The sequence below is a fragment of the Pararcticibacter amylolyticus genome (genome assembly GCF_003130405.1).
Classification (GTDB): domain Bacteria; phylum Bacteroidota; class Bacteroidia; order Sphingobacteriales; family Sphingobacteriaceae; genus Arcticibacter; species Arcticibacter amylolyticus.
Map to the genome: position 1 here is coordinate 59,472 of NZ_QEAS01000023.1, position 12,155 is coordinate 71,626.

Consider the following 12,155-nt stretch of genomic DNA (forward strand, 5'->3'; position numbering starts at 1 on the left):
TTTTTTAACAATGAGTAAATTTTTAGATTATCTTAAAACAAATACTTTCCGGAAAAACCTTCTTATTGCAATTTGCTCTGTGACAGGTTTTTTGCTGATCATTTTCTTCAGCCTTCGTTTTTATACCAGGCACGGAGAAGGAGTTCCGGTACCAAAGCTAAAAGGACTTTCTGTAGAACAGGCTATTTCCATGCTGGAAGAACAGGGGCTCAGGTACCAGATCGATTCCGTTTATCAGATGGATAAGGCGCCGGGAACCGTAATAGAGCAGGATCCCGATGCCAATACAAATGTGAAGGTAAACCGTACGGTCTATCTGACGATCATCACACGCAGTGCGCCTGAGGTAGGCTTCCCCGATGTGTTCCTGATGAACTTCCTGGAAGCCCGTGCAGTGCTTAGTAATTATGGCCTTAAGATCGGCGATACGACTTATACCTCCGATGTTGCCAGAGACCGCGTCCTGGAAGTTTCTTATAAAGGACGTAAGCTCAGTAAGGGGCAGCAGGTTCCCAAAGGTTCTGTTCTCTCCCTGTTGCTCGGCGACGGCAGAGGAGCCAGTGAAGTGGATCTCCCCAACGTGACGGGATTGACACTGACGGAAGCTATCTTTTCCCTGAAGGGTTCATCGCTGGCAGCCGGCTCGGTTATGTATGAAGGAACTGTTACTGACAGCACGATGGCCCGGGTGGTTAAACAATACCCTACTGCCGACTCTGTATCGAAGGTTGCCATTGGCACCCATGTCGATCTGATCCTTTCAAACGATGCACCTCCCAAATAAGCAAGTGACGCGGCGGCATTAAATCAAAACTTGTTGCAGTGCCGTCTGTTCAATAAAAGATCAAGCAGGAGTACCGGAAGGTCTCCTGTTTCTGCTAATACCTGAAAACACTGCTGAAAATTAATTAAGAACAAAACTTTTATAAAAGAATGACTGATAATAAATCCGGAGGACTTTCTTTAAAAGCCAAAACACTCATCGCCTTTGCGATCCTCATAGTGATTATTCTGGGCATCACCGGTGTGAACTATTACCTGCGGTACTTTGGCCCAAGTGTAACAGACAATGAGCAGTACCTGTACATCCGGACCAGGTCAGGGTTCGAAGACGTCTACAAAACCATCAGGGAAAAAGAGATGGTAAAAGACAGCGTAGTGTTCCACTGGGTAGCGCTCAATATGAATTACCCGAAATCTGTAAAACCCGGAAAATACAAGCTGACCCCGGGTATGGGAAACCGCCGCTTCATTAACATGCTGAAAGCGGGAAACCAGGAACCCGTCAAGCTGTCTTTCCGCGGCTACCGCCTCAAAGAAGACTTTGCGGGATACGTTTCCAAACAGCTGGAACCCGATTCTGTCTCTCTCGTCCGCCTTCTCGACTCTACCAGCTTCATCAGCAAGTTTGGCTTCACCAGGGATAACGTCTATACCATGTTCATTCCTAATTCCTACGAAATGTACTGGAATATCTCTGCCGATAAATTCTTCAAAAGGATGTACGACGAGTACCAGAAATTCTGGAATGAAAAGAGAAAAGAAAAAGCAAAAGCATTGGGCATGAGCCAGGCGCAGGTGAGCACCCTCGCAGCGATTGTGGATGCAGAAGCTTTGCACGACAATGAGATGCCGACCATCGCCGGCCTCTACCTCAACCGCTTAAAAAAAGGAATGCGGCTGCAGGCCGACCCGACGGTTATTTACGCCAATAAAGACTTCACCATCAGGCGTGTACTCAACCGGCACTTAATTAAAGATTCACCTTATAACACCTACGTTTATTCAGGCTTGCCTCCCGGCCCCATCATGATGCCGAGTATCAACGCCATAGATGCGGTGTTAAATTACCAGAAGCATAATTATCTTTACATGTGTGCCAAAGAAGACTTTTCAGGATACCACAATTTTGCGGTGACGCAGGCAGAACACCTGGTCAATGCAAGACGGTTCCAGCAGGCACTTAACGAACGAAACATAAAAAAATAATGTTTGTACACGACACTAAGATAAGAGTACGTTATGGAGAGACGGATCAGATGGGATATATGTACTACGGCAACTATGCCGAATTTTATGAAGTAGGACGCGTTGAAATGCTGAGAAGCCTCGGCATGACCTACCGCTCGATGGAAGAAGCCGGTATTATGATGCCGGTTCTCGAAATGCGGTGTAAATATATTAAGCCCGCCCGCTACGACGAAGAGATCACCGTGAGGGTGATCCTGGATAAACTGCCGGGCGTGAGGATCCGGTTTATTTACGAGCTCTATAACGAAGAGAATGATCTGATACATGAGGGCGAAACCACCCTGGCGTTTGTGGACATGAAGCGCAACAGGCCCTGTATGCCGCCTGAAGACTTCCAGGACAGGCTCCGCCCCTTTTTTGAATAAACAGAACGTGCTATGTCGGGAATACAGTCGATACTTTTAAAGATAAAACCGTACAGACAACTGATGGACTGGACGAAGAAGACTGTGCTTCCCGGATTCAGCCCTCTGCCCCTCTACACGGTTGGTACCTTTTTTTTCCAGGAGATCTCGCGCGATTCCCTGGTCACCAGGGCCTCATCCCTGGCCTACAGCTTTATGCTGGCCATCTTTCCGGGGATCATCTTTTTATTTACGCTGATTCCGTATATCCCCATCGAAGGCTTCCAGGATAAACTGTTGTCCCTGATCGCCATGATACTTCCCCTGAATGCATTTGACGCTGTGAAGTCGACCCTGGAAGACATCATAAAAAAACAAAACGGGGGACTGCTTTCCTTCGGGTTCCTGGCAGCGCTGTTCTTCTCCACCAACGGGATCAGCAACCTGATGCAGGCCTTTAACAAATCGTCGCTTCAGCCGGAAACCCGCGGATGGTTGAAACAAAGGTTCGTGGCGCTGTCTCTCACCGTTATCACCGTATTTGCGTTGATACTGGGTCTGGCCATCATCACCGTCGGAGAATTCGTCATCACGGCCCTACAGTCGGAGATCCGCATCGGCGAATCGATCTGGGTGTACATCATCGCAATGGTGAGATGGTTTATTCTCGCAGTCATCTATTTCACTACCATTTCCATCCTTTACCGGTATGGCCCCTCTTATCAGAAAAAATGGAAGTTGTTCAGTCCGGGGTCCTGGCTGGCGACCATCCTCGCCATCCTCACCTCCTGGGGGTTTACCTATTACATCAATCATTTCGGAAATTACAATAAGCTTTATGGTTCCATCGGAACGCTGATCGTCATCATGATCTGGTTATTCCTCAACTCCCTCATTATCCTTATAGGTTTCGAGCTTAATGCCAGTATCGACCTTTCAAAAAGGAGCATACGCATTATCCGGCCAAGGTTTAATACGTTCAGGGAAGAACCCGTCCAGGAGAAATTCCAAAAGAACCTCCCGAAGTAAAGATTCCCCAGCCCTCTAAAGGAAAATATCCCGCTGAGTTGCAGCACTCATTTCATCAGACCGATAGCCTTTCCTGCAAATGGCCCTCACACAGATAAAATACGGCTTCTGCAATAGCTGGTTATATTCTTTCGGAAATCTCACCCTGCATTCCTCACCCGGCCGGGCATTCGCCACGATCCCCGGTTCAAATGAGTTAGAGATTAAAGCCTTCATGATATGATTCCATGATCTTTGATATAATTCAATACTAACATTGAAGCTATCCCATCTTACCGTATTGCGAACCTGCAGGTCTTCAGCCCGGTTATCAACAGCCGCGAGATCAGGATGATCTGTTGAAAAGACAAACAGCCCGCCGGGCTTAAGAACCCTTGCAAATTCAGAAAACAGCTGTTGCAGATCATCGATATAGTGAATAACCAGGGAACAGTAAACAACATCAAAAGAGGAGGACGCCAGCTCCCCCAGGCCCTTGTTCAGATCCAGGATCCTTGCATCTACTTTTCCATTTGTGCGCAAAAGCGTTCGCTTAATCATCTCAGGACTGTAGTCGACAGCTGTAACCATTGCCCCCCGTTCCAAAAGGATCTCCGATACGACACCAGGACCACACCCGGCATCCAGAACATTCTGATCCTTCAGGTTCTCCGGCACAAGGGATAATGTAGAAGGCCGTTCGTAACAGGCGTTCCAGGCATTATTCAATATGGAATCTTCATACTGTTGCACAAACTCCCGGTCGGAATAAACCTGGTAAGACAATGATTGTGACATAAATATATTACAATAAATGAGCTGCAAATTTAAAAAAAGCTTTCTCCTGTACTGTACTGAATAACCGCATAAGATATCTTAATACTTCACCACCACGAACCCGGTCTTTTGCTTCTGAACATTTCCATCCAGGTACTCTACTTTGTAGAAGTAGGTACCCTGAGGCAGGCTGTTCACCTTAAAACTTCCGGTGAAGCCTTTCGTGCCCTCTTCTGACACCTCTCCGCTGGGATAGAAGTCTGTCTTAAATACCGGGGTGCCTTCACGGTTGAAAATGAGGATCCGGTGTCTGCCCAGGCTCGTCAGGCCTTCGATCTTCAGCACGTCGTTGATCCCGTCGCCGTTAGGGGAAAGTACCTTGCCGACAATCACTTTCTCTCCGCTCTGATCGGCTACAGTGACATCGATATCGACCTGGACAGCCTGGTAGTTGGAGGTATCGGCAACGCTCAGGGTGACGGTTGCCCTTCCGATACCCTGGGGCTCCAGCTTTCCTTCTTTTACTTTTACCACCATCGGGTTGGAGCTTTTAACCTGCACCGGAAGACCGGAGCTGGCGTAGGCCTGAAGGCCGAAGGGTTCGCCATGACGCTCAAGGGCGGGAACGGGGGTATAATGGACCGTATGCCGGGCTTTGTTTACCACGATCTCCCGGATGATGGTGGAGGAGGTGAATGCCGGGCTTGCGGCCTGGGTGAGGGTGATACTGGCGGTCCCGGCCCCGGCGATGTGAACGGTGCCGTTCTCACTGACGCTCAGCACACGGCTGTTGCTGCTTGAATAGCGTACAGGGCTTTGGTCATTGTTGCTGACGGCTGCCAGCGTGAAATCCTGGTCTCCGTATGTTTTGGCTTCTATTGTACCTGTTTCCAGGACGGTATTGATCTTCTGACTGATCACCCGGATGGTGGCCGGGGTACCTGGCTGGCTCCTGTTGCCGGCCTTGTCTACGGCTATTGCGGTAATCTCGTGTGAACCAACTGCCAGGACAGGGTCAAAGGATACCATCCAGGTACCGTCTTCTCCTGCTACCACTTCGTCTGCTTTGTGACTGCCGGCATAGATCTCTACGATGGCCCCGGGCTCACTTTTTCCTTTGGTACGGGCCGAAGGGTCGGCGGTCAGGCCGGTCCCGCCGGGGATCTCTGACAGGACGGGGGCTTCCGGTGCGGTGGCGTCGACGGTAAAGGACTGCGCACTGCTCTGACTTTCATTGCCGGCGGCATCTTTTGCTGTTACCTTTAGTTCGTGGGCGGATTCTGCCAGTGCATGGGGGAAGGTGAATTCCCATATGCCGCCGGCATCGGCCGTAACGGTACTTGCTTCTTCTATTCCGTCGAGATGGATGCTGATCACGGCATCTTTGTCTGCGGTCCCGCTGATCACCGGGCGGATCTGGTTGGTATGTCCAAACGGTGTCTGCCCTGAAATCCTGCTGATCTGCGGCTGCCGGATGGTGGCATCTACGGTGAAGCGGAAGGCGGCGCTGACGGTGCCGGTATTATCGGCCAGGTCGGTGGCCTTTGCGGTGATGGAATGGCTGCCCTCCGGCAGGGTCATAGGGAATGGATACGACCAGCGGCCGTTTGCTTCTGCTTTGATGGTGGCCAGCTTTGCCGTACTTCCATCGAGATACAGGGAGACGGAAGCATGGGCTTCTGTGGTCCCGCTGATGAGGGGTTTCTGCTGGCTGGTGTAACCTGCTTCGTTCAGTCCTGACAGGGAGGAGATCACTGGTGCTGAGGGGGCGGTCACATCGATGATGATGGTCCTGCTTTCACTTAGCGGGCTGATGTTATCTGCCTCATCTACTGCTGCTGCGGTAAACGTGTATGTTCCTTCGGGAAGCTCGCGTGGGAAAATTGCATCTGTCACCTGCCCCATCGAGGAGGGAAAGTCACTGCTCAGCTCCGGATGGTCTTTGACCAGTAGCCGGAGTCTTGTTCCGGGTTCGACCGTCCCTGTCACAAAGGGCCTCTGCCCGTTATAGTATCCTGCTGCGTTGGCGTACAGGTTAAACCGGGGGGCTTTGGGGGCGGTGACATCGACCTTAAAGGCTAGTGTGGCCATGATGGTGGCGGTATTTCCGGCTTTATCGGTGGCTGCTGCCCAGATCTTATGTTCTGCTTCTGACAGGGGGGACACGAAGGTATACTGCCAGTTCCCGCTGCCGTCACTGCTTACCTCGCCGAGTTTGGTCATCCCGGCGTCGAGGTAGAGGCTTACCGGCGTGTTGGGCTCTGTTGTACCGCTTACGGTGGGCTTCAGCTGGGCGGTATACCCGCGTTCGTTCTGCCCGCTGATGGCGGTGATGGTGGTGGCGGGTGCTGTTTTGTCGACTACCAGTTTGAACGGTGTGCTTGCGGGGCTGGTGTTTCCTGCTTTATCGGTGGCAACTGCGATGAGGGTATGTTCGCCCTCAGGGAGTTCTGTTGTAAAGGTATAATACCAGACTCCTGTGGCTGGTGTGGCCAGCGAGGCTGTCTGGACCGTGCTTCCGTCGACAAAGATGCCGAGGGTGCTGTTTTCTTCTGCCGTGCCGGCTACTTCGGGTTTCCCGGTCTTGATGTACGCTCCGCTGTTCCTGCCGGCTACGGTTATGATCCTTGGGGCGGCGGGGGCGGTCCTGTCTACGGTGAAGCTCAGGGCGGCACTTAATGCTCCGGCATTGCCGGCCTGGTCTGTTCCTGAGGCTTTCAGGCTGCGCGTTCCCCGGGCCAGGTCTGTGGTAAACGTATACGTCCATTTTCCGCTGGCATCGGCTGTTATTTCTGCCTGTAACAGCGCGCTTCCATCCAGGTAGAGAGAGATGCGTGCATGTGCTTCTGAGCTACCGCTGACGGTGGGCCTGCTTTCCCGGACGAAACCGTTATCGAGTCCTGACAGGGATGTGATGGTGGTCACGGGGGCGGTTTTGTCTACTGTGAAATTAAAGGGGGCGCTTAATGTGCCGGTATTTCCTGCTAAGTCTACGGCGGAGGCTTTCAGGCTCCGCGGGCCTGCACTCAGCCCGGCTGTGAAGGTGTATGACCATTCGCCGCCGGCGCCGGCTGTTACGTCTGCCAGGCGGGTTGTGCTTCCGTCAAGGAAGAGGGATACTTTTGCATTGGCTTCGGTGGTTCCGCTGACGGTTGGCCTGATTTCTTTGGTGAATCCGTTGTTCAGTCCGGACAAAGAGGTGATGGTGGTGACGGGGGCGGTTTTATCAACTATAAAACTAAATGCCGCGCTGCCCGCACCGGCATTGCCAGCCAGGTCCGTTGCCTTTGCCGTAACCGAATGCGCTCTCTCATCAAGATCGCTGCCGAATGTATACGACCATACACCATCAGTATTAGCTGTTACGTCAGCTAATTTGGTTGAACTACCGTCAAGGTAAAGTGATACGATCGCATTCGCTTCCGTCGTACCGCTGACGGCAGGCTTACTTTGCCGGGTATAACCCGCAGAATTCCTTCCGGAAACACCGGAGATCACCGGAGCTGCCGGAGCGGTTTTATCTACCACAAAGTTGAATGGTACAGTTAAGGTACTACTATTACCAGCCGGATCAGACGCTCCAGCGGTTATAAAATATTCGCCTTCGGCAAGGTCAGCGGCCCCGGTATACGACCATGTGCCATCTGCCTTAGCAGCCACTCCTCCATATTTTGCCGCACTTCCGTTAAGATAGATAGCAACATATGATCCCACTTCAACCGTACCACCTATTGCTGGTTTGCTTTCCCTGGTATAACCATTCCCATTTCTACCTGTAACGGAAGAGATCACCGGAACATCGGGAGCTGTAAAATCTACAGTAACCGACAGAGCTGCACTTAACACACTAACATTACCAGCCTGGTCGGTGGCAGTCGCTGTAAAAAAGTGGGACGCTTCCGCCAAAGGTGTAGCGGGAGTATAACTCCAGGCTCCGGTCCCGCTTGCTGTTACATCTGCCAACGGGGCTGGACTTCCATTCTGATATAAGCTTACTTTGGAATTTGCTTCTGCGGTGCCACTTATAACCGGTTTTGCTTTTGGAGTATACCCCACAACCCTTCCCCATGTAGCTGCTTCAACCACAGGAGCACTGGGGGCTGTTTTATCGACAGTGAAAGCAAAAGCTGCACTTTCAGGACCGGCATTTCCTGCTCTGTCAGAAATAACGGACTTGACCGTATATGCCTTTTCGGCCAGATCGGTACCAAAGGTGTATGACCAGGTTCCGGAGGATGAGACATCCACCTGAGCCATTGCAGCCGAACTACCGTCAAGATATAACTTTACCTTTCCATCGGCCTCCCCTGTACCGTTCACTACCGGCCTGAGCTCCCGGGTATAACCAGCTTCATTTCTGCCTGCCATCGCTATTGTAGCAGCAGAAAGCGGTGCTGTTTTATCGATATAGAAATTTACTTCCGTCCTGTTACCTGCATTATCTTCCGCCACTATTTTAAAGCTGCCTTCGCCACTAACCAAGTAAGGACTGGAGATAGAACTGGTTTGTGAAGTAACGTTATTCGTGAGCGTGGCTGTCTTAAATGTGCTTAAGATAATCGTTCTGTCGGTATTATACAATTGCCCCTCTTCTACTCCGGAAACTGTCACCGGGGTCTGATCAAGCGTCAGGGTAGTAGAATAGACCCCACTTTCGATTGTACTGTTCTTCAGTTTCATGTAAATAGTTTTAGCACCGTCTCCGGCAGTCACTGTCCATGATTTAGTCGCGGCATAATCTTCCCACTCGCTCCAGGTGTTTCCGTCATTTGAAAAACTCATTTTAGCAGCAGCATCGCTGGCAGCGATATTGAGCGTCACTGTTTGCGTATTTACAAGCGCTGCACTGCAGGTAACTGACCCGCCAAAAGGGATGGCGCTCACCTCAGCAGAGAAGATCCCTTCTTCCGTTCCATTCAACGCTGCTACGCGGTAACGGTAAACCGTACCGAAGGTCAGATTAGGATGTACATATTGTGTACCTGTAATTTGTGTTACCAGGGTAGAATTGCCGTTAGCGTCCATGCTGTAAAGCTTGTAGTCTGTTGCCTGGCTCACGGCATCCCACTGCAAAGACAGCTTCCTGTCACCTTCCGTTACCCGGAGGTTCGCTGGTGTGCCGGTATTTTTCAGGGTACTCATCGTTTTGACAAAACCTCCCCGGAGACCATGAGCCATTGCAACAATATTGTTCCGGTAAAACAAGCTGGGACCATTGGTTGTCAGTATCGAGGCTGGGGTGCCCGGCGCAGGAACCCAGGCGCCGTTGAAGAACCGGGATGCCATTGGCAGTCCGTTAGAGCTATGCTTGTATGCGATATAAAGCGTACCATCTGCGTCGACTGCCAGCCTTGGATACGCTACCGAACCTATTCCTACCTCGGGACCGACTGTTTTCCAGTTCCCCCCTTCATATTTTTTTATATAAAGCTTACTCGATGCTGCATAGCCTATAAAAGGTGTTCCATCCGCACCGAAAACTAAATCGGGCGCATTTGCATAATTCTCTGAGAATCCTTTAATACCCACATATTCCCATGCTCCGTTTACAAACCGCTTAACACTAAGCTTATTGATCGAAACAGAGGCATCGGCGTAAACAACATAGGGAATCCCGGAGGGATCAAACGCCAGGCTATTACTATAGCCATTACCATCTGAAACGGTGGAACCTACCAGGACCCAGCTTCCGCCTGTGTATTTCTTAACTATAATTTGCTCATTTGTATCCGAGTAGGAGACATAGGGAACACCGTCTTTGTCAACAGCAATATCCACATAATAGTCCCCGCTTCCCCCACCCGTACCAGGGTCGCTGAGAGCCGACCAGGCGGTGCCATCATACTGCCATACCTGGATTCGCGAAACTCCTGTTGTTGCCTGTCTGTAAGCCACATACAATTTATTATTATTTCCAACAGCAACCTGCATCCCCAGCGAAGGAGATGTGGAGGAAAAACCCCGGGCACCCACAAACTGCCAGGAGCCATTTACGAATTTCTTTGCTGATAAAGTGTAGCTCTTTATTTCATCCTGAAATACTGCGTATACAGTGCCTGTATTGTCTATTACAACTGTTGGAGAATTCGTACTTTCGATATCGTCAGTATAAACGAGGACATCCCAGTCTGTACCGTTAAATTTACTGAATATCGGCTTGCCCCCATAAGCATTGTCCCGGTATAATACATATACATTTCCATTATAGAGGCCAAGGCCGACATTGGGACTTCCTCCACCAGAAAATCCATTGGCGTTTCCCAGGCTCTGCCACTGCCCTCCGGAGAATTTTTTGACTACTGTTTTATTACTAGTTGGAACATTCGCATAGGCAACATAAATATTCCCGCTGGCGTCAAAGGTCATGTCCAGATCTGCCCCTATAGTTCCCGTAGAAATATTGGCGCTATGCGTTTGCCAGCTTCCGCTCACGAATTTCATCAGCCCAAGCTTGCCTCCCGCATCGGATAACAGGTAAGGGATATTATTGCTATCAAAAACCAGCCTGAGGGCATTTACAGAAGAAGAAGTAAAGCCTTCGGTTCCTACCACTTTCCAGGCTCCATTGTCAAGTTTCATAACAGTAGCCTTGCTGCCCTGGTTGTCATCTCTGAAAGCAGCAAAGAGCACTCCGCTGGCATCTCTGACCAGATCCATATTTGAAGAATTGGTGATGGTTGCCGATAACACAGCGGAAATTTCCCAGGTACTACCGTTGAGCTTCATGATCATGCACCTGCCATAACTAACATTCTCTCTGTAAATAACATAAGGCACCCCGTTTGCATCTACAGCAATCCGGGATGGAGTAGAGCAGGTTGCAAAATCCTCATTGCCCGCAACCACCCATAGGGAACCACTTAATTTATATACAGTACACTTCCTGGTTGTAACATTAACAGCGGACACATATATTGTTCCATCGGGAGCGAATGCCATCCTGGAGGAACCACTGGGCGTGGACCCGAACCGCTCCTGCCCTACAGCCACCCACTTGTTATTGATATATTTTTTTACCGTTGGCCTGGCCCCGGAACCGGTACCGTTGTATTCATCCATCACCGCATAAAGCGTCCCGTCGGCACTTCGTGTCATCATTGAAGCGGAAACGGACATTGGACTCACCTGATCGTCAATATTTTCGGCCTTCCCGAGTGTCTGCCACGTCTGGGCGTTCACCACCCCACAAAAAGTATAGAAGACAATTGCGATGGCTATTCTGGTAAAGTTTATTTTCATAATACTCTTCTAAAACTCATTACTCATTCAGAGATAAATCTGTGCTGGACGTTTACGGAGGAAGACGGGATAAGGTTATAATTAAGTAAATGAAAGGCTTATCTTTGATAATGACAAATATCAGGCATACGCTGCTCATCGGAGCCCCCTGCGAAAACATTTACCGCGCATTGACCACTGCTGATGGCCTTTCGGCCTGGTGGAGTCCCAACACACAGGCTACCCCTGAAGAAGGCACGGTCGCCAGTTTCCCTTTTGAGAACGGCTACGTAAAAAAAATGGAAGTCGCAGAATTGCGGCCCGGCGAATTTGTTAAATGGATCTGTATCCAGGGCGATCAGGAATGGATTGGAACCACCATTACCTTCAGCCTTTTACAGCGCGAAATGCCGGTGTTGCTCACCGGGCATCCTGAGATCAGCGGCCAGGCTGACCAAAACCCTGTTGACGTGAAAACATTATTAATGTTTGAACATAACGATTGGGCGGACTACAGCCCATCTTTTGCCGAATGCAGCTACACCTGGGCACAATTCCTCAGAAGTTTAAAATTGCTTTGTGAAACCGGAACCGGGAGACCCTGGCCCAACCAGCATGCGATTGGATAAGATCAATATGTTTAGGAAATCGCTTTACCAGATGATAATTGCCGCTCCATTGCCTGACTGAACGCCCGACGAGCTGACTTGGGTGGCTGCTGGTGCAGAGTTATATGATCCGCCGCCGCCACCTGATGAGACAGTTTCAACTGAGGAT

Annotated in this window: 7 protein-coding genes; 5 read left to right on the plus strand and 2 right to left on the minus strand. The window is 50.3% G+C overall.

The features are described from left to right. Nucleotides 1-10 precede the first annotated feature (10 nt). The 4 genes from DDR33_RS21650 (at nucleotide 11) to DDR33_RS21665 (ending at nucleotide 3,404) form a co-directional block, all read left to right on the plus strand. Nucleotides 11-784, plus strand: coding sequence for a PASTA domain-containing protein (locus tag DDR33_RS21650; protein WP_109417899.1), 774 nt, complete (start codon nucleotides 11-13; stop codon nucleotides 782-784). A 149-nt stretch (nucleotides 785-933) separates the two neighbouring features. Then, nucleotides 934-1,989 (plus strand): endolytic transglycosylase MltG, encoded by a 1,056-nt coding sequence (gene mltG / locus DDR33_RS21655; protein ID WP_109417900.1) that lies wholly within the window; start codon nucleotides 934-936, stop codon nucleotides 1,987-1,989. Beyond that, the gene (locus DDR33_RS21660) at nucleotides 1,989-2,396 is read left to right on the plus strand and encodes an acyl-CoA thioesterase (RefSeq protein ID WP_109417901.1); all 408 of its coding nucleotides are present in this window, start codon (nucleotides 1,989-1,991) and stop codon (nucleotides 2,394-2,396) included. The genes mltG and DDR33_RS21660 overlap by 1 nt, the downstream gene beginning before the upstream one ends. A 12-nt stretch (nucleotides 2,397-2,408) precedes the next feature. Beyond that, nucleotides 2,409-3,404: a YihY/virulence factor BrkB family protein gene (locus tag DDR33_RS21665; RefSeq protein WP_109417902.1), complete on the plus strand. Its 996-nt coding sequence runs from the start codon at nucleotides 2,409-2,411 to the stop codon at nucleotides 3,402-3,404. 15 nt (nucleotides 3,405-3,419) lie between these two features. On the opposite strand, the gene DDR33_RS21670 is transcribed toward DDR33_RS21665, so the two are convergent. Together DDR33_RS21670 and DDR33_RS21675 are read right to left on the minus strand one after the other, a co-directional pair. Next, nucleotides 3,420-4,181: a class I SAM-dependent methyltransferase gene (locus DDR33_RS21670; RefSeq protein ID WP_109417903.1), complete on the minus strand. Its 762-nt coding sequence runs from the start codon at nucleotides 4,179-4,181 to the stop codon at nucleotides 3,420-3,422. Between the two features lie 78 nt (nucleotides 4,182-4,259). Beyond that, nucleotides 4,260-11,399, minus strand: coding sequence for an Ig-like domain-containing protein (locus DDR33_RS21675; RefSeq protein WP_109417904.1), 7,140 nt, complete (start codon nucleotides 11,397-11,399; stop codon nucleotides 4,260-4,262). Between the two features lie 89 nt (nucleotides 11,400-11,488). Between DDR33_RS21675 and DDR33_RS21680 the strand changes: the two genes are divergently transcribed. After that, entirely contained in the window at nucleotides 11,489-12,007 is a 519-nt protein-coding gene (locus DDR33_RS21680) for an SRPBCC family protein (RefSeq protein WP_109417905.1), read from the plus strand. Nucleotides 12,008-12,155: the final 148 nt, after the last annotated feature.

Coding starts and splice junctions, on each gene's coding strand:
- mltG (WP_109417900.1), top strand. CDS start 934: ATGACTGATAATAAATCCGGAGGACTTTCTTTAAAAGCCAAAACACTC.
- DDR33_RS21650 (WP_109417899.1), top strand. CDS start 11: ATGAGTAAATTTTTAGATTATCTTAAAACAAATACTTTCCGGAAAAAC.
- DDR33_RS21660 (WP_109417901.1), top strand. CDS start 1,989: ATGTTTGTACACGACACTAAGATAAGAGTACGTTATGGAGAGACGGAT.
- DDR33_RS21675 (WP_109417904.1), bottom strand. CDS start 11,399: ATGAAAATAAACTTTACCAGAATAGCCATCGCAATTGTCTTCTATACT.
- DDR33_RS21680 (WP_109417905.1), top strand. CDS start 11,489: ATGAAAGGCTTATCTTTGATAATGACAAATATCAGGCATACGCTGCTC.
- DDR33_RS21665 (WP_109417902.1), top strand. CDS start 2,409: ATGTCGGGAATACAGTCGATACTTTTAAAGATAAAACCGTACAGACAA.
- DDR33_RS21670 (WP_109417903.1), bottom strand. CDS start 4,181: ATGTCACAATCATTGTCTTACCAGGTTTATTCCGACCGGGAGTTTGTG.